We start from the raw sequence: 18,617 nt of genomic DNA, 5'->3' as shown, positions 1-18,617 counted from the left end.
CGTATTTTCTAATACGGATGAAATCTTTAATTGCGTTTAAGGTGAGGGAAGCCGAAGCTTCCCGTTGGTTAGAGCAAGAAAAGATTCATGTCCTGATCTTGGTCAGGCTGGTCAGGTTCGCATGCGACTTCCGCAAGCTGGCCTTCTGTTTCATGATTCTCTGGTGGTGTGTGAGCCGCTTGGATCTTCAGCATTTCGGCCTTTAATATTGAGGCGAGATCCGGAAGGTTTTCGGGCTGTGTCATGGTTATTAGAATGAGAGCAATCTTTGACTGCTTGTCTTCATCAAGATCCAGTGGGCCCTCGGTTGGTATGTTGAGGGTTTCAATGAACCCTTGAATTGCATCGGAAATGCTCTTCAGTTCAGGGTTGATGAACGCCAAACTATTGAGTTTGTCGATCATGTTTTCGAGTGTGCTGCGCATGCGACGGGTAATTCTCGACCCCTTCTTATATGCACGAATTGCTGCCTTTGCGTCTGCTGCAATTTCATTGCACGCCGATTGGTTGAGCCCCTCTATTTGGCGTCCCATTGCTTCGTCCATACCTGGGGCTGGACTAAGAAAAGAGGCGCTAAAGTTGGCACTAAACCGAGTCTCTACCCAGTCGCGAGAATGGGCTTTAGCTCGGATGAGGTCACCGTTTTTCGGCCAGGCTATCGCTTGGGATTGAACGAGTGACTCGTATGAGGACACAAAATTCGACGCCTCTTTTTTGAACTCCGCAACGATCGATTCGAGACCATTTTGGATTTCTGGCCAAGCCGGTAGCGGAATGGCATACCCACCCAGGAACGATGTTCCGCGAGACAGGCAGAGCGTGCGAGCGCGCGCCCGTAATGTGCCGAAAATTTTCAAAGACTCACTTGGGACGGTGTCCAGATTCCCGGCGCTAACGATGTCTGTAACGATATCGTCTTTGAGGGTCTCTTTATCAAGTGCGACCTGTCCTGAATATGCAGAAAAATCCACATTTACCAGAACAAATTTTTCGGTTTTTGGTGCGTTGATTGTTGTCATGAGTATTCTCCAAAAAAAAAGGAGGACACTCCCTGGAGGGCGTGCCCTCCAGGTGGGGGTGGTTAAATTTTTTCTACCTTGAACGTTGCAGCTTTGGCGTGCTCTCTGTCGTGAGCGCGCCGGTACTGCCCTGTCTTGGTAATGCGGATGCTGTCTCCAAGGGAAACGTCGTCCACAATGGCTTCCTGCAGTTGAGTTCCGCTAAGGAAGCACCTCTCTCCGCTTATCTCCAGATATACGACGTAACACTTCCGTGCTGCTTTTCGTATGTATCTTGACCCCACACCCAGGAAACTACCTTCCAATGAGTGACCGACCTCGCGAAGAAAAACTTGCGAAGCTTCGGGCTCATTGTTGGTGGGTGTGGTTTGCGGCTGCTCAGCAGGGTCGGTGGATTCGGTCGGTTCGGCTGTTGATGGCCTTACCGTCTTGAGTTCCTTTGATTCATGCTGTGGCTTTGGTTGAGCTTTTCTTGCCGAGAAGAATATGCTCTCTACAAAAGTCAGTCCGCTTAGGTCGGACTCAGAGACGTTGCCGGAGTGGGTTATGTGATCTGAATTGATCATGTGACCTCCCTGAGACGGGAGGCCATGTAGGATGGACTCCCACATGGGTTGATTGTGGCTACTTAACTGGAAGTAGCAGTTGATGTGTTTACTTTAAACAACCGAGCCATCTTGTCAATCTGAAATTGCTACTATAGGCTCTCCAAGCTCGATTCCCATGTCGATAAAGAATCTCGAAGGGTGGTAGTTGGTTATCCTTTTTGCATTGACCTTTGAGGATTGATATACAAGGTGTAGGTGATCTTCAGCCCGTGTCATTGCCACGTAAAGAACGCGACGCTCCTCTTCGAAGTGATTTGGCAACATCGATTCTTCCTCGGGCGTTGAGGGGAATGCTCCTTCGCGCAACGACCAGATCATCACGGACTTTCTTTGTAAGCCCTTGGAAGAATGGGCGGTCATTAACCTGACGCTGCCGCCTGCGGGTTTCTCAGTGTTTCTGTCGAAAAGTTGCTGAAGCTTGCTAAGGCGCTGCTCCATCGTTCCGCTTGTTCTTTCTACGAGGATGTTCATAACGGTCTGGATGCACTGGGGGTCACCAGGGTAGTTATTCTCCATCCACTGGCCAGCCAGTCTAATTGCCCGGTTGGTTCTCCCCTCGGCTACCGCAGCCTCCCATGCTCTGGATTTTGTGATTAGCTCGCTGAGAAGGGCAATTTGCTTTGATGTGATTCCCTGAAGGTGTGCCGCTGTAAGCCCAGTCTCGCTGGCAACGGTTAGCGACTCGCAACCGCTTTTATCCAATATTTCCAATATTTGCTGCTCTGAAGCGATGCAGGATATGGCAGCCATATCCAGCCCATGACCGTGTCGATTGGCCAGAGTGGACAGGAGCTCCAAATAACTTTGTACCTCCGGTCGCTCTGTGATTGGTGGCATATCCGGTCCTTCGTATGGTATCCCAAGCTCCGCAAGATATCCGGCCATAACTTCAATGTCTGAGTTTGTTCTGCACAGAATGAACCAGTCGCCCGGACTTTTTATGACTTCCTTCAGTAACGACTTGGTACCCTTTTGTGAATGGAAGTGATAAACATCAAAAGAACCACCGGGTCCTCTATTGGAAAGCACCTCTTTATCAATGCGATCGTGATTGCATCGTATTAATTTCCTCGCAGGCACCAGCACCTCTTCTCGTGATCTGTAGTTGGTGCTGTTGTGGATTATTCTTGCCTGCAATTCAGATTCGAAATGTCTGCATATACTGACGCCGAGAGAATTTCGGAAGGAGTATAGGGTCTGATCATCATCTAGCATCAGGGTAATGACCGCTCCTGCAGACGCGTAAACCATTAGCCATCGCAGCATGAGCGAATCGCTATCCTGCCCCTCGTCGCATATCACGTGCGTGTATGGGGATGGGGTCATCTGGCCGGATTCTAGGCATTCAACAGTTGTTGTGAGCAAGTCCTCGAAATCCAGCTTTCCTGCTGCGTGTATTCGTTCTTTATACCGAGCATGCAGCTTATGCGTTTGGGGTGGTAGTGAATTCAACCTTTCATCTGGGTGTGTCGCATATGAGTCTAACGCCTCCAGTGCAGTCTGAAATTCGTCTGATTTAGTATTAATGCCTACATCAATGGCCGCGCCCTTGATGTGATACATGCGCTCGCCTGGAGATACGATTTTCGGAGCTGAACCTTTTTGCTTCCGAATTGCGTGGTAGCAGAGACTGTGAAAGGTGCTGATGATTAGCCTTGATCGATATTGCTCGCCCTTGGGAAGTTTGGCGTAAACCCTTTCGCGAATTTCTGTAGCCCCTTCTTTAGAGAAGGTAGTACAGCAAACGAATGCTTTTGGATCTTTGATCAGGATGTTGGCCACTTTAGATTCAACGGTTTTTGTTTTGCCTGATCCTGGGCAAGACAAGACTGCGCAGTGCCTATTCAGCTCTTGCGCAGCCTCAAGCTGGGGCGGGTTTAGCCCTTGTAAGTGACCGTCTTCCATTGGGTTGTCAGGATGCGACGTCTATCGGCGACGGGGGTGTAGAGTTTTCCGGTGTAGGGGTGGCGGACTCTGCCTGTCTGATTTGATTTCGCAGTCGAACCAAGCCCTTTGCTTTTCGTTCAGCGTTTACGCCGAGACCAGCGACACCTTTAACAATATTGTTTGTAACGCGCTGCTTATCTTCTAAGGACTGCTCTTTTGCATGCCACAGGTTGTCCATGACCACCAACAGATAATCCATCGTCTCTACCAGTTCATAAAACTCTCGCTCTTGTGGAGCGGTGATTTGCACTACCACAGTAGCTGGATTGTTGTAATTGGTATTGATCTGATGACCTATCTCGGTGAGCAGGATCTCCCATTTATTGGTCAGCTTCTCCAAATCTTCCCGGATGTTACCCATCTGGCGGGAGATCTCTTCTCTGTATCCTTTAGCCTTTTCTTGGTACAGAGCGTTGGCCTCCTTGTTGCGCATTGTTTGGTGCGAACGCAGAAAAAGCTCCTGTAGGCTTTTAGGTATGCGTTGGTACTCTTTGGCTAGAGTGTGTTTCGCCGGGTTGGTACGGATGAATACCGTGTGTTCAACCTGAATCTGTGATGCTGGGCTTTCCCCTAACTCTTTCAACAGGTCAGCGGGGGTCATAAGCCCGTGTTGTGATGGTTCGTTCATTGACTTGCCCTTCTTGTACGGATTAGAACCATGTTATACCATTCCTCATGTGTAAAAAAGTGTGTTTGTTGCGTTGGGATTCTATATGTGGAAGTACAAGACTGGCCTAATCTTGCATGTTGTTTGTATTGCTGCTTGCTCAGGAATTCCCGATGTTGTAGTCCAGGACCCTCTGTCAGACGAGGTCGCGCGAAATATGGTGCGAGACTCGGTTTGGGTTAGTGAGCCTTTGTCTGCTCGCAGGTTCGAAGATCCATCGTGGCCATCGCCAATCCAGCTGGTTGCACCAAGCCGATCCGGAAACCCAATTGATGGATCATATGGTGTGTATCTCTTTGGCTCTCGGCCTTCAGGTAAGAGCATCGACGTTATTCTTGTTGGGGAAGCGGAAGAGGGCGAGTGTCGCACTCTTTTTTCAATGCTTGGCCTGTCTCCGTCTGACTTGGCCTTTATTGAGGCGGACGGGTCTGATGAATACTTGCTTTGTGGCTCCAGCATGGTTGGGGTTCCAAAAGGCGTAAGGAGTCCTTTGGCGGGCGGGTACAAATACGTTGAAATCATCAATAAGAGCACGGTCGGCGAATACAAAAGCTTCAGAATCCGCTATCTAAAATGATTGGTCGGCTTATCACCTTGCTAACGAAGAGATCCTCTCCTGAAAAGGCGCACGTATCGCCTGCTCCGGATACGAGGCTAGATAGGGCCATCTTTAAGAACGACCTACAGAAATCTCTGCCCCCTGCTGATCCAGCTAAATTGATCGCGATGAATAAAGACTTGATTGACCAGGCCTACCGGCATCTTGGTCTTTCTGAGTGTGAGTTTAATCGCTACTACGTTTCAGTCGTCTGTAGTTTTGCGGAGTATGTTCAACTCTTACCTGCAAGCGAAAAACATCACCACAATGGGGTAGGAGGATTGTTTCGGCACTCCCTTGAGGTGGGCACTGCTGCGGCCAGATTCACGCTTGGCAAATCATTTTGTGGCGGGTTGGCAGGAGATATTCGCGTGAGAAGCAAAGTGCGCTGGCCTGTAGCGGTAACTATTGCTGCAATGTTGCACGACATTGGAAAGGCTATTTACGACATTAAGGTTGTAGGTGCTACCAGTGGAGATGAGTGGAGGCCGTTCAAGTGTTCGCTTTATGAGTTTGCTCAGCGAGAGGAGTACTTCGCATCTTGGCGTGGCACTCGGACTCACAAAATGCACGAAATGGCTGGCGTTTCGCTAATCAATAAAGTGGTGTCAGCTGATGTTCTGGATTGGCTGAATCAGGGCGACCCGCAGATCATTCCGACAATGATATCCGGTATCGCAGGGATCGAGGTTTCTGAACAGCCCTCTCTTCATGAAATTGTTGTGAAGGCCGACAGGGAATCGGTATCTGCCTATCAATCCTACGGAGAAGCTATCCAAATCGAATTGCCCGTCAGCGAGTCCGTTCATCCTGCGGCTGTTGCCGCCCAACAGCAGATAGCGACTGGTGAACCAAAGGCGCTACCAGATGGCGCGATGGGGGCATCTGGCAATGCTAAACGGATTGTTACAACACCCTCATCAGAGCAGCTTCTCAAGGTGTTACCCGAGGCTTTTGCGGCAGGGGATGTCGTGGTCAATATTCGTGACCGCGACAGGGGGTTGTTCTGGGTTGATGAGTCATCCGGGACTGCTTGGGCTACATGGCCTCAATTGTACAATGCTGCGGTTAGTCTGTTTGAGAAAGAAGCGTTTACTGCTTATCCCAAGAATCCTGGGCAATTTTTTGACATGCTTGAAATCGCGGGCGTTGTTCAGAAGATTGAAGGTGAGTATGCAATTAACAGCTCAATCAAGCCAGAAAACGGCAGGGCGTTTAAGTTAAAGCTTGCAAGGCTGGCCTCTTCGAATTTGATGGATCTCCTTAAGCGATATAAAACCCAACTGGTCGAAATTAAACCTGAGATTCTGGGAATTGCTTTGTCTGATTCCGAGCTGGTCATACCTCCGACCAAGGTAATCGCCAATACTGAAGTTGCAAAATCAGAACTGAATGCATCGAAAGAAGGGCGGCGCATTACGGTAGATCGAGCCGAGGAAGTGCCTGATGAAGCAGTTTCTGATGATCCATCGGTCTGTGCCCAATCAGATGCTAAAGCTGATCAAAAAACTGCTCGATCTTCCGGTGAAGAAGAAAATACTCCCCCAGATGACAATGGTCGAATTTCATCGAGTGGGATCGTTGATGGATCTGAACTTGGAGATCTTCTGGATGAAATTGGTAGCGCAATCAAATCTCGACGATTGGCGACGGAATATACCCATCTAATAGATGGGTGCATATGCCTGAACTGGCCAGCATCTGCCGAATTTCTCGGGGAGGATGCGGATGATGTTGTTCTTCATCTAACCCAGGGAAGGAAGCTCGCAAAAAGGTCTGATAGTGAAAAAATTGAAGTTAAGCCGAGCGGAGTTTCGCGCATCAAGGTTGGTAAAAAGACAATTACTGTTTTGGCCATCTCAAAGCCAGTGAGCTCAGCTTTGATTGGGCAATACTCACTCTTCTCTGATGGCAACCTGGAGTTGGACCAGACAAATGTCAGTAGAGAAGTTTCCGTTAGCTCTACTGCCGTGACTGATCTCAATTCTAACTCAATTAAGCCATCACGAGGTAAGTCGGATCGCACAGCCAATTCCAGTGGTACTCTAAAAGCCAATAAAGATGATGATGTAGATGAGCAGAGTTCGGAGGCAAAGGAGGCATCTTCAGAAGTTAAGAATGACGATCCTCCCAGGCAGAGGCAGGCCGAGTCCAGGTTGATATTAAATGCAATCGACAACTTCCTTTCATCTAACTATGGGGATTACTCCTCTCGCGTTTCTTTGGTTGGGAAGATGGTCCAGGTAAATGGTTTTCCAGAGGTATATTTAAAAGCCTCATCTGCCATGCCTAGCATTCCAGCAGCAAAATTAAACTTGTTTTTGCAGTCAGAATTCATAGCCAAAAGGCAGCGAGGTTCTGTATTTTTTATGAAAAAAAATCTGCCGAATTTAATGGGAAAAATCAACAATGATGCAAAATGATAAGGAAGGGTTGATTGTTCAACCTTGGCGTCAGGCGTATGAGGCAAAGGCGATGTTGGCTTGGTCTGCTGCAGCGGCATATCAGCTACTTTGGCCGTTGTATGCATACATGTCGCTTCCTGCTTTTATCGTGTCGATCGTTTGCGTATGCATGGCAGGTATGAATGCCTATGATGTTCATCGGGTTTTTAAACGGAGAATAATGCTCTTTGAAGAGAACTTGATGTTTGTCCCCATTAAAGATTTCAATGATCGCGTTGATGCATTTCCGACAGGGATTTATCTCGGCAATGGCTGGGAGTGGACTGCTCAGCAAACTCAATGGGCATATGATCTGATTAGATCGGACATTGAAAAGGCAGCACCTCCGGCTTGGTACGTGTGGCTGTACTCGAAGTTTTCTGGCAGAAGATTTAATACAACCACTCGCGATGATGAATCAACTGATACTAAAGAGGCCATACATAGGGCATCCAAGGGTTCAGATATTGTTAAAGATGGCGACAAAGATCCAAAAGGACGCCAGCGCGGACTTTCTTGGATTCACGGCATGCAAGAATCATCAGAGTTATATTTCCCAATTAACGATGCGATAGGAAATACGCTGATAACGGGCACGACTCGTTCTGGTAAAACAGTTCTCTACAGGATGCTGACCCGACAAATAATCCGCAAAGGGGAGTGTCTTTTTGTATTCGACCCTAAGGGTGATGGTGAACTTTTGGAAATCATGCTCGAAGCTGCCAAGGCTGAGGGTCGGTTGGATCAGTTCGTCTTTTTTAATCCGGCATTCGCTGCGAAGTCACACAGGATCGATCCCTTTGCTAACTATCAGGAGCCTAGCCAGCTCGCCTCTCGTGTTGAGCCGCTAATTCCTTCAAGTGGGCCTAATGGTGACTCGTTCTCGGCATTCTCCTGGGGGGTTATGGAAAGCATTCTATCAGCGATGGATATGATTAATATCAGGCCATCGCTGCTGGCTTTGCGGGGTGTGATCGAACGTGGGCCGGATGAGCTGCTCTACGAGTGCATAATTGCTCACTGTGAAAGATTGAAAATATCAGATTTTAAAGCGCAAATATCTGCCTTTGAAAAGTCGATTGCATCGCCCACCAAAGGGAACGATTCACCTAAGCGGATTCTTGCTGCGGCTCGGTTTTACAGGGATGTCGTTTACGGTATCAAGCCAAACAGTGCGATCGATGGTCTCCTCAATTTTTATGAGCACAACCGTGAGCACGCTTCGAAAATGCTGGCGTCGCTGATGCCGATCCTGAAGCAGCTAACGACAGGCGAGCTTTCTGGGCTGCTTTCTCCTGACGCTAATGACGCGAACGATCCTCGGCCAATAACGAGTTTTGACGCAATGATTCGGCAAAAGTCAATTTGCTATATCGGGCTTCACGCGCTTGGCGACCCTAAGATTGCTAAGGCCATTGGGTCTATCTATATGTCGGACTTAGTGGCTAGTGCTGCAAGTCGTTATGCTCACGGCGGGTCGGGTGAGCATAAGGTATTCCTGTTGGTTGATGAGGCGAGCAATGCTGTCAACTCATCCTACCTTGAGTTGCTCAACAAAGGGGCGGGCGCTGGTTTCATCAATTTCGCTGCAACGCAGACTGTGCCGGACTTCGTTGAGGCTCTAGGCTCTGACTCTGCGGCAGAGAAAGCTTTGGGTAACTTCAACAACCTTATATCTCTGCGTGTTATTAATGAGTCAACGAAGGCTTATGTCTCGGAATCCATGGGGATGGCCAGCGTGAGAACGGCTCAAATAACTCAGAATACATCCGTAATGGGTGGCAACGACAATCCTCTGCTTTACAACGGAACGTATGGGACCAGGACGACGGACACCGAGGCTCCGCTCATTGATCCTCAGCTTTTAGGGAGGCTCCCGAACCTTGAGTTTGTAGCAAATATTTCTTCTGGGCGAATTCTTAAAGGAAGATTTCCAATTCTTACTGCGGAAAAAGATGGAAGCACTGAGGATTTGTGGAATTCATTGCCTTGGATGGTTGATGCGAGATCTAAGGGTTTTGGAGTAGGTGGTAATGTTTAAGCGACATCTGATCTTTTGGGTTATCGCAACCGTGCTCTTTATGGTGACTACGACTATTTGGGGTAAATCTGTTGTGGTGGAGCAGGTGGTTAAGGAGCAATCGATGGTTCTGTCATCGATGGGCGAGAGTGCAAGTGGCAAGATTCGTGATAGGACGAATGAGACGTACCTTTTCTGCTGCAATTGGCTTGCTGATTTGACTCGGACAATGTTTCTTCCTCCTGAAAAAGATAAGCAAGGCTTGTGGGATAAGATTAATAAGACTCATGAAGCCTTCTGGGTTTCGGTCTATCAGGTTATTTATCGTGTTTTTGTCATAGGGGAGTGGCTGCTTGTTTTTTGGGTGGTTTTTATCGCTAGCTTCTTCCAGGGGTTGGTTCGGAGGGAGATCAGTGTTGCCAATACTGCCTGGTCCTCGCCAATCAGGTATCACCTGGGGCTCCATTACTCCCTGTTCTGTTTTGGGACTCTCATTAATCTATTGGTTTGTCCGTGGGCGTTGCATCCGTATGTGTCTGTGGGTCTGTTGACAGCTTTCAGTGTTGTGGCTTACTTCATAGCAGCAAACATACAACAAAAGGTTTGATCTATGGATACTGTCTTCTCGGGTGTGCTGGGCTTCATTTCAGAGCAGCGCCTTCTGGTGATCGCGTTAGTTTTTTTAATGCTGCCACTCATTTCCTTTGTAAGGAATCAGCTCCTATACAGGAAGTACAAGGCTCGCGGTCAACTGCTTACGTTTACGGAGCAAAAATCGTTTAAGGTCTTTGACAAGTTTTTGGCGGGCACTGGGTGCCGGGTTATGGCGCAGGTGCGAATAGCTGATGTGATTAGCGTTACCGGTCATCAAGGGGCGGTCTGGTGGAAGGCTTTCAAAAGCATTTCGAGCAAGCATGTTGATTTCGTGGTTGTTGATCATGCCTTTCGGATTAAGTGTGCAATCGAGGTGGATGATGCAAGTCATTCCAAGAAGGATCGCATGAGGCGAGATTTGGTGGTTAACCGGGTTTTCAAGTCGGCAGGAGTCTCCCTGCTTCGGTGTAAGCCTGGTTCTGAAAGGAATATTCTGGGGGATATTAAGCAATGTATAAGTGGATGATTTCATTGATCCTGGTCTCTTTTTCGGCCTGTGCCGCTGGAGATCCGTATGACTATCTTGGGTTGAAGAAGTCCCGGTTTCAATGTGTTGAGCTGGTTGCCGATGGTAGCGTCATCGAGGTCGTCATTCCTGAGCGCTTTGAGTTTGACTATGACGATGCGTCCTTGGTTGGCGGATGCGTGGTAGCGGACCTCGCGTACATGATGGCGCAGTCATCAACACGTATTAAGCTGTGGATTACTGGGCATGCGGATGAGCCTGGTAGCGTTGCTTACAACAGAGGTATTGGACAGCGGAGGGCTGATTCTCTTGCGGAGGTTTTAGTTTCGTCGGGGGTTGATGCCGAGAGAATTGTTACGGTTTCCGAAGGGGAATCTAACCCCTTAATCCCTACTGCTAGCAAGGAGCGGAAAAATAGAAGGTTGGAAATCACGTTAAGTATGTAGTAAGGCCTTGAGCGTCGTCATTTCATGCCGTAAACTAACACAAAGTTTTACACATGAGTGACGAGATGGCAGACGAAGCTAACGGAGTTGAGTTCCCTACCCATGCGGATGAAGAGCAGATGGTTTATGGCCTGACTGTTAGTCAGGCCATGATAATTTTCGGTACTCTCGGACTTATCATTCTCACAAGACAAATCATTCTCTTTCTTGTTGTTGGCTATATCGCGTGGAAGTCTTATGGCCTTTACAAGGATAAGGGTCAGTCAAATATTCTGATTCAACTTCTTTACCGGTGGGGGTTGTTCGTTCCGAAGAGTCATCTTTTCCCTGAGCCGACACTTGATAGCTTTCGGGAGTAGTGGGGATGGATGTTTCGAAGTTTCGCGAAGTTAGCGATCAGCTTGCTGGCAGGTTGTCAGTTTCACTTATCACTATCGCTCTTCTTTCGCTGGTGATTGTTCTCCAGCAATTTTTTATTAATAGCCGTTCTGAAATTGTTATCGAAAGGCCCATGTTTCAGGACGACAGAGAGATCAAGTATGTTCGAGATCAGCTAACTGAAAGTGTTGCTGTTGTTTGGGCATACAACGCAGTGATGATTTTCGGCAATGTTTCTCCTGAGAATTACAAGTTCGTAAGGGCTACTGCATATTCAATGCTGGGAAGCGATGTTTCGGCTCGCCTGAAGATTGCTCACGACCGTCAAGTTCTGAAAATGAACGAGCAGAAGATTTCGATCACATTTATTCCCGAGGACGCTCAGTTTGATGAGAAAACCGGTGTGGTAACGATTACTGGCATTCGCTTAATCCGCTCGCTTGCTAAGGATGAGAAAGAGTCGAAGCCTCAGCGTGACAAGTATCAGTACCAGGTCACGATTGCCTTGATGGGCTTTCGCCCCTATGTCGATGATTGGAAAGAAGGTACTCTCGAATGAGAATTTATCCATTGGCTCTAGTGGTGATCTTGGCTGGGCATGCTAATGCCGGATTATCGGGCATTCCTTCGTCTGTATCGGGCGTATCCGACACGGAAGGGCAGGCAATAGCGGACACGCAGGAGGCGACCAATAACGTAGCGGGCTTTATTCGCGACAAGGCCGAGCGCACATTTGTTACCCCGGTATCTCAGCCTCGACCAGCAACTGACGCGCGGGCTCCGGTCCCAGAATCTGGGCGAGATGTCGCTGCAGATCCGGTTGGAGTTGCTGCGGCTGGCTCTGAGTCCGTGGGAGAGCAGGGCGATCAGCTTGGAGTGGATGGCGTCAATCCTCCTCCTTTTGGGTCTGGCGCGGGTGGTTCGCCATCCCAGGCTACTTTGCAACCTATCGAAGTTGAGCTACCAGACGGCTACAAAGAGGTGGAAACAACCTCTGAGGGTTACGCAAGAATTGATGGCGATAAGCCAAGCACTTACGTTGTGCGTGTACCTCCATTGCTCTTTACCAGCATAGAGCTCCCATTTGCTCCAGAATTTGAAACACCCTTTCCGGACGCGGTTTACGTTAAAACCAAGGGCAATATGCTTCTGGTTGCGCCTAAGTCGATGGTGCCTGTAAATCTCGTAATTTATCACCCAGAAAAGCCATCGCTGTCCGCTTCTTTGGTTCTTCTGCCTGACACGCAAAGCATCCCTGGTCGTCTTTGGGTTCGTTTTAATCCAGATTCAATTCCGAAATCTGTTCAAGCGAAAATTCGAAACGGATTTGTTGTGGATGGCAGTGATCAGGCGACTCTTGTTGAGAAAGATCCATCACTGGTTTCTGAATACGAAAGAGCGTCAAACCACACCGAGTTCGTGAAGCGGGTTAATCTCGATATGGCGCAGGCATTTGTACCGGAGGGGTATGAATTCACTGAAATCAGCAATGGTCCATCTGGTGCGTTGTGTGGCGATCGAAGATTGATCGGAAGATACACACAGCATCTTGCGGGCGAAAGCTACGAAATTGATGTATTCCAAATTCGTAATGTTGCCAGCGATTATGTCGTTTTTGAGGAAAAGTCTTGCTACCGATCTGGGGTTGTTTCAGTCCAATTTAACCCAACAAACGCTTTGCGGCCTGGCCAAGAGGCTGAGCTTATTGTTCTTAGATCGGCGGAAAAGACGATTAGCAATGATCGAGTTAAACGTCCGACAAAAGTGGAGCTGAGCAATGATTGAGGAGCTTCGAACTAATTGGGATGCGATGGACGCTGCCAAAAAGCGGAAGGCCATTATTTTACTGGTTGTCGTTGTTTTTATCATTTTTGCTGTCGTTTCTCAGTTGGTAGTCAAGTCTGCCTCCAAACGCTCAATGAGTGCTGACCAGTCAGGTAAGGAAGAAGTGATTAAGTTGGGTGGATCGCCCGATACAGACTGGCTGGAAAAGTCGATGGCGGACAACGCTGCTCTTGATAGGGAGCAAATTCGTGCGCACGCTCGGGATATAGAAGAGCGGTTTATTAAATCAGAAGAGGCTACTGGAAAAGCTCTTTCGGAGGTTAGTTCTGGTATCGAGCGGATTCAGACGTCTGTCGATATGACACACATTGAGTTGGCAAAAGAAATTGCCAACAGAAAGGCGGCTGACAAGCTTTTGATTCAGCGCCTTGATGCTTTTGCGACTAATGGCGTGTCTGCAGCTTCACCGTTTGAGGCTGGCGAGGGTGTCTCTGTTAATGTGGGTGGTGATCAGGGCGTTCTGTCTTTTGGGGTGCAGAGCGCACCGAAGAAAGTATCTGCGTTCGATCTGCTGGCTATATCGCAGGCGACGAATACCCGGCTTTCTTTTAAGTCTTCCGCAGAGGTTGCTCCTCAACAAAAGGTGGCTGCTGAAGGCCCGGAAAAAGATCGGATGGGGCATGACATTGATGCGCCGGATTTGACGAACTCGGGTCAGGGGCAATCTTCAACTGGGAAGAAAAAGGCGCAGAAGAAAATTCTTGTCGCTATCCCTTCTGGCTCCCTGATTCGTGCTCGCCTGGTATCTGGCGTTGATGCGATGGTAGCGAACTCCGCTAACGTGAATAACCAGATAACGCTCGCCAAGCTAACCGACCCTGTGCTTCTTCCTAATGGGCAAAAAGTTGACCTTAGAGGGTGCGTGATTATGGCTGGTGTTATGGGAGAAATGAGTACGGAGAGGGTTTATTTCAATTCAACCATTGTGAGTTGCATGGACAAGAAGGGTCTTGCTTATGAAGGGACTGTTAAAGCTAACGGGCTGGGTGAGGACGGAAAGCTTGGCCTTCGTGGTGTGTTAGTGACTCGTGATGGGGCCTTGATTATGAAGTCAATGCAGGCTGGATTGCTTCAGGGTTTTGCCAGTGCTTTTAGTAATGCTTCAAATACGTCCACCGTGGTGACTGACTCCGGTTCTTTCCAGTTGCCATCCGGTTCCTATGTGGCAAAAACAGGCCTTGCTTCGGGCGTTTCAACTGGTCTTGAACAGATGGTTAGCCGTTTTAATAACATCCTTGATCAGATTTTTCCTGTTCTTCAAATCGACTCGGGTCGCCTTATTGAATTCGTGGTTCAAAGTAGCTTTGAGGTTAAAGAGGTATGATAAGAATTTTTGTCCTTTCGGTGGTTTTTCTTGGGGCGTGCCTCGCAAATGCAGATGAGAACTCAAAACTTGGTGAAATCCTCTATAGCTTGGATTTGCCTGGTGAGTGGAAGGTCGTAGTAGGTGAGAACGACTCATTTATGCTTTCGAAAAACGGAAGATTTTCCATAGCCTCTATGAACGGTAAGTTTCAAATTACAGACCTTTGGAGTGAACAGGGCATTACCGCCAAAGAGCTAAAGGAGCGTTTTGATCTGTATCCGGTTGAAATCATTAAGAGAAAGTCTAAAGCTGTTCCGGTCAGATTGGGTAAGAGTGACAGACCGGCTGTTTTTTCGATTTTCCTGATTCTTGGCGATTCGAACTCTATTAATTTCTTCAAGGAATCTGAGGGTTATCTTACCGAGGTAGGAGCTGACGTTTACGTTTTACCCGGAAAGGACTTTAAGAAGTTTTACGGCTTTGAGTGCTCATCGTTTGAAAAGCGAATTTCGATACTTCGAGGGCTTGATGTCATTACTGACTATTCCTCTTGTGACGAAGCTGTCATCAATGGGAAAGGGGCTTCCGTTATTGCAATGACAAAGCTTCTCAGCCTTGAGCGAGCTCCGTTCGCGATTGTTAATGCCTTGCAGAAGGGCGCGGTTGTTAGTTCGAAGACAATTAAGGCGTTGATTCCCAATGAATAAAAATATTTTCAGCATATTTCTGATTTTGTTTGCGTCCGGGTGTTCGACTGTGGGCAATCAAGAGTTCGGGTGTAGTGGACTCCCTGCCGGGGTTTCGTGTACCAAGGCCAGCGAACTATACAATGTTGTCGATAAGGCTGGGTATCAGCCTGGTTATGCGAAGTCGAAGTCTGACTCCGGTTCGGGTGTGGCTAAGGACTCCATTGGTAGGCGCGAAAGTGGAAGACCGGATACTGGCGATGACACCAGAAGCGGCGCGCCAGCACAAAAGTTTTTTGGAAGCGTTCCTGAGGTTCCTGAAGGGGCACCGGATCAGCTCTTTTTGCTGACCCCCCCAAAGGCTGATGGGACGACTCCAGTAAGAATGGCACCAGTCATGCGTCGTGTATGGCTGGCTCCATGGGTAGACCAGGATGGCGTCTACCACAGTGACCAGGTGCTTTATGTCGATGTTAAGCCCGAACAATGGCGAAACGGCGAGAAGGCATCAGATACAAGCCCGATTTTTTCACCACTCAATTAAAGAGGACTTTACGATGAAAATGATTTCATCCTTTTTCAAAAAAGTAGCATCTGGCCGCAGTGTTTTCAAACTGCTCGAAAAGGCTGGCTGGATTGCGGCTGGTTCCGTCTTGACTGCTGCATCTTATGCTGCCCCACCAGATGCATCAGCGGTTAACACTGAGTCTGAGGGTATCGCTCAGTTCATCACCACGCTGCTGAATGGCTGGCCCGGCTACCTGCTGGCGCTCATCGCGTTTGCCTTCGGTATTTTTGAATTCTTCTCCAAGAACGGCGACCGCATGAAAATGTTTGGTTCTTTCGCTATTGCGATTGCAATCATCGTTGTACCGCCTGCCCTGGAAGGCTTCTTCTCCGGCATCTAAAAAGACGTTTGATTGATTGGGTCAGGAAATATGGACGACACTCGTAAAAGGTTAATCGCGCTCTCCAAGCGGACTCCGTTTAGTAACTTACTTCAGTACGTTGCTTATGATGCTTCGACTTGCATTTACACCCTTGCGGGTGGAAATCGCGGGATGATCTTTGAGGTCACGCCGTATGTGTTTGCCGGTGATGATATGGCCGAGCAGATCCTGACCGTGCTAAATAAGGAATTACTTCCTGATGAGGCGATGATTTCCTTCACGCTGTGGGCTGGCCATGACGTGAAGGACTTTTCGAAACGAAATAAAATCGGTCGCATGCAACGGTTTAGCTCCACTGGCGATCGTGAGGTTGATGAAATTTTAAATGAGTTGGCGGAAGAGCACGTCAGCTATATAACCGGACATACAGGCTCCCCTGTTGAGAAACGCTTTGGAACAATCGTTCGGGATATGCGAGCGTATGTGTCGGTGGTGATCAAGACCGATGAGGGTTCCGGTCGGGATATTAGCGATGATGACCAGCTGGAAGAGTTGCATACGGAAGTAGAGCAGGGTCTTGCAGCGGCAGCGCTGAATCCAAGAAGCATAGATCCCAAGGGACTGATCCGCCTTGTCGGCTCCATTGTAAATTGGAGCGAAAGTCCATCATGGGCCAATCCTGATATTGGATACAGTCCAGAGCAGCCGATTCGGAAGCAGATTTGCGATATCGATCATGAGTGTGTTGTTAACGACTCATCATTCCGACTCAATGAGCGCTACGTTAAAGTTATTTCTGCCCATGCCTTTCCGAAGCGCGTTACTTTATCGGACAGTTATAGCTATCTCATGGCTCATAAAGCCCGTGAGGCAAAGATTAAGGACAATGTCCTTATTACCACGAATATATACCTCCATAATGCTAAGCAATCTCAGTCTAGCATTAAGCGCAATAGAAAATGGTCAAAGCAGCAAGATGTAGCGCCGTTTAATAAGTTCGAGCCTAAGCTGACGGACATTGCCCGGTCTTTTGACCTTCTTTTTGATAGTGCGGTTACCGGTGGCGATCGACCTTGCTCTATCTCGTTTTCTGTTGCCATGTTTGGGGATAGTGAGGAGAAAGTCCGTCGCCAGGCTTCCGATGCCATCTCACACTTCAGGAGTCTGAAATATGACATGAAGGAAGAGATTCTGGTTGCGCTCCCAGTCTTCTGCTCGATGCTGCCGATGAATGCAGACCCTGATGGTCGGATAGTGGATCTTCTGGGGAGATTCAGAACCTGCACTACTAAGCAAGCCGCTAGAATTCTACCTCTGTGTAGCGAATGGAAGGGCGTGGGGCACCCCGTGTCAACGTTCATTGGTAAGACTGGACAGCTGGTTGGGTATAACAATTTCGATAACTCAACAAACTACAACATTCTTCTGATGGCCGAGTCCGGATCTGGTAAGTCTGTGTTGGCCAACCGCATGATCGCCGATCTTCTGGCGCACGGTGGTAGGGCTATCATCATTGACCAGGGCTATAGCTATCTGAATGCTTGCGAACTATTTAAGGGTGAATTCATCACATTTAATGAGGAATCGTGCCCAAATCTCAATCCATTCCCTCTGATTAACGATTTTTCCGAAGAGATCGACATGTTGGTCGGAATCATTGTAGCAATGGCAAACATCAAGACCTCTACGCAGGAGGGTGTATTCCAGTCTGCGATGATCAAAATGATTCTATCCGAGGTTTGGAATGAGAGAGGGCATAATTCAACAATCGACGATATTGCTGATAAGTGCCGTGGAAGCAACGACCGCCGCATTTCTGATATTGCCGTTCTTTTGAATTCATTTACCAAGAACGGAGAGTATGGAAAGTATTATTACAACCACTCTAAGCCGGTTGATTTCTCTAAAAACCGCCTGATTATTCTTGAGCTCGACGACCTGAAGAATAAGGAGCACCTCTCTCAGGTTGTTGTCCTGCAGTTGATTCTCATGGCTAACAGCTACATTTACCAAAAAACTGCGAACGGTGATTCCAGCTGGACCACCATGTTTATCGATGAGGCTTGGAAATTTGTTGCTTCCGGTTCTGGTCGGAGAGAGGAAAATCCTGTACTGGAATTCATTCTTACTGCATATCGTCAGTTCCGTAAGAACAATGCTGCAATGGCAATGATCACGCAGTCTCTCAACGATGTTTATCAGCATGCGGCAGGGCGCGCTATCGCAGAAAACGCGGGCAACCGACTTTATCTCGGTCAGAAGGTTGACTCTCTTGAGCAAATGTTTGATGAGAAGAAAATCGTTCTTGAGCATTTTTGGTTCGATCAACTTAAGAGCGTCAGGACTGAGAAAGGGTATTTTTCTGAGATTTTCTTCGATACCTCTGTGGCCAAAGGTGTGGGGCGATTGGTGCTGTCTCCGTACTCGCTTCTTCTTTTCTCGACTGCATCTGATGATCGTATTGCGATCCGAAATGAACGAAAGCGGGGTTGGTCAATACATCAGGCTGCCATACGTGTTTTGCAAAGTCGAGGCGTGGCCGCATACATGAATGTTGAGGTTGGAGAGCCTGATGGATCTGCAGACTTCGACGTAATTGATGTGGAGGATGAACAAGCGGTAGTGGGTGTTGTGGCATGAGGT

The 18,617-nt window shown here is 48.2% G+C and carries 17 protein-coding genes; 13 read left to right on the top strand and 4 right to left on the bottom strand.

What is annotated here, in order from left to right:
* Positions 1-68 precede the first annotated feature (68 nt).
* From I9W95_RS17655 to I9W95_RS17640, 4 genes are all read right to left on the bottom strand, one after another.
* Positions 69-1,019 carry a DUF3150 domain-containing protein gene (locus I9W95_RS17655; RefSeq protein WP_225677317.1) on the bottom strand — a complete coding sequence of 317 codons (951 nt, stop codon included), beginning with the start codon at positions 1,017-1,019 and terminating at the stop codon, positions 69-71.
* A gap of 62 nt (positions 1,020-1,081) precedes the next feature.
* The gene (locus tag I9W95_RS17650) at positions 1,082-1,585 is read right to left on the bottom strand and encodes a hypothetical protein (protein ID WP_225677314.1); all 504 of its coding nucleotides are present in this window, start codon (positions 1,583-1,585) and stop codon (positions 1,082-1,084) included.
* Between the two features lie 114 nt (positions 1,586-1,699).
* On the bottom strand, positions 1,700-3,532 hold the full coding sequence (locus I9W95_RS17645; protein ID WP_225677312.1) for an ATP-dependent helicase: 1,833 nt from the start codon (positions 3,530-3,532) through the stop codon (positions 1,700-1,702).
* Between the two features lie 7 nt (positions 3,533-3,539).
* Positions 3,540-4,202: a hypothetical protein gene (locus tag I9W95_RS17640; RefSeq protein ID WP_225677310.1), complete on the bottom strand. Its 663-nt coding sequence runs from the start codon at positions 4,200-4,202 to the stop codon at positions 3,540-3,542.
* Between the two features lie 612 nt (positions 4,203-4,814).
* On the opposite strand from I9W95_RS17640, the gene mobH reads away from it, so the two are divergent.
* Genes mobH through I9W95_RS17575 form a run of 13 tightly spaced genes read left to right on the top strand, consistent with a single transcriptional unit; the run spans position 4,815 to position 18,614 of the window.
* Positions 4,815-7,262 (top strand): MobH family relaxase, encoded by a 2,448-nt coding sequence (gene mobH / locus I9W95_RS17635; RefSeq protein ID WP_225677308.1) that lies wholly within the window; start codon positions 4,815-4,817, stop codon positions 7,260-7,262.
* A complete protein-coding gene (gene traD / locus I9W95_RS17630) occupies positions 7,249-9,324 on the top strand; it encodes a conjugative transfer system coupling protein TraD (RefSeq protein WP_225677305.1) in 2,076 nt (691 codons plus the stop codon). Before mobH ends, traD begins: the two co-directional genes overlap by 14 nt.
* Entirely contained in the window at positions 9,317-9,910 is a 594-nt protein-coding gene (locus I9W95_RS17625; RefSeq protein ID WP_225677303.1) for a DUF4400 domain-containing protein, read from the top strand. The genes traD and I9W95_RS17625 overlap by 8 nt, the downstream gene beginning before the upstream one ends.
* A gap of 3 nt (positions 9,911-9,913) precedes the next feature.
* Positions 9,914-10,423 (top strand): DUF2726 domain-containing protein, encoded by a 510-nt coding sequence (locus I9W95_RS17620; protein WP_225677301.1) that lies wholly within the window; start codon positions 9,914-9,916, stop codon positions 10,421-10,423.
* Entirely contained in the window at positions 10,408-10,869 is a 462-nt protein-coding gene (locus I9W95_RS17615; protein ID WP_225677298.1) for an OmpA family protein, read from the top strand. The genes I9W95_RS17620 and I9W95_RS17615 overlap by 16 nt, the downstream gene beginning before the upstream one ends.
* Before the next feature lie 53 nt (positions 10,870-10,922).
* Positions 10,923-11,228 (top strand): type IV conjugative transfer system protein TraL, encoded by a 306-nt coding sequence (locus I9W95_RS17610; protein WP_225677296.1) that lies wholly within the window; start codon positions 10,923-10,925, stop codon positions 11,226-11,228.
* A gap of 5 nt (positions 11,229-11,233) precedes the next feature.
* Complete coding sequence (locus tag I9W95_RS17605) at positions 11,234-11,806, top strand: type IV conjugative transfer system protein TraE (RefSeq protein WP_225677294.1); 573 nt, start codon at positions 11,234-11,236, stop codon at positions 11,804-11,806.
* Positions 11,803-13,032: a hypothetical protein gene (locus tag I9W95_RS17600; RefSeq protein WP_225677292.1), complete on the top strand. Its 1,230-nt coding sequence runs from the start codon at positions 11,803-11,805 to the stop codon at positions 13,030-13,032. The genes I9W95_RS17605 and I9W95_RS17600 overlap by 4 nt, the downstream gene beginning before the upstream one ends.
* Positions 13,025-14,416 (top strand): TraB/VirB10 family protein, encoded by a 1,392-nt coding sequence (locus I9W95_RS17595; protein ID WP_225677290.1) that lies wholly within the window; start codon positions 13,025-13,027, stop codon positions 14,414-14,416. Before I9W95_RS17600 ends, I9W95_RS17595 begins: the two co-directional genes overlap by 8 nt.
* Positions 14,413-15,105 carry a hypothetical protein gene (locus I9W95_RS17590; protein WP_225677288.1) on the top strand — a complete coding sequence of 231 codons (693 nt, stop codon included), beginning with the start codon at positions 14,413-14,415 and terminating at the stop codon, positions 15,103-15,105. The genes I9W95_RS17595 and I9W95_RS17590 overlap by 4 nt, the downstream gene beginning before the upstream one ends.
* Positions 15,098-15,628 carry a type IV conjugative transfer system lipoprotein TraV gene (gene traV, locus I9W95_RS17585; protein WP_225677286.1) on the top strand — a complete coding sequence of 177 codons (531 nt, stop codon included), beginning with the start codon at positions 15,098-15,100 and terminating at the stop codon, positions 15,626-15,628. The genes I9W95_RS17590 and traV overlap by 8 nt, the downstream gene beginning before the upstream one ends.
* A 13-nt stretch (positions 15,629-15,641) precedes the next feature.
* Complete coding sequence (locus tag I9W95_RS17580; protein ID WP_225677284.1) at positions 15,642-15,992, top strand: hypothetical protein; 351 nt, start codon at positions 15,642-15,644, stop codon at positions 15,990-15,992.
* Between the two features lie 30 nt (positions 15,993-16,022).
* Positions 16,023-18,614 carry a TraC family protein gene (locus I9W95_RS17575; protein WP_225677282.1) on the top strand — a complete coding sequence of 864 codons (2,592 nt, stop codon included), beginning with the start codon at positions 16,023-16,025 and terminating at the stop codon, positions 18,612-18,614.
* The last annotated feature ends 3 nt before the right edge of the window (positions 18,615-18,617 follow it).

Source organism: Thalassolituus marinus (genome assembly GCF_020320395.1).
GTDB lineage: Bacteria > Pseudomonadota > Gammaproteobacteria > Pseudomonadales > Oceanobacteraceae > Venatoribacter > Venatoribacter marinus.
This window is presented reverse-complemented; position numbering and strand designations above follow the sequence as displayed.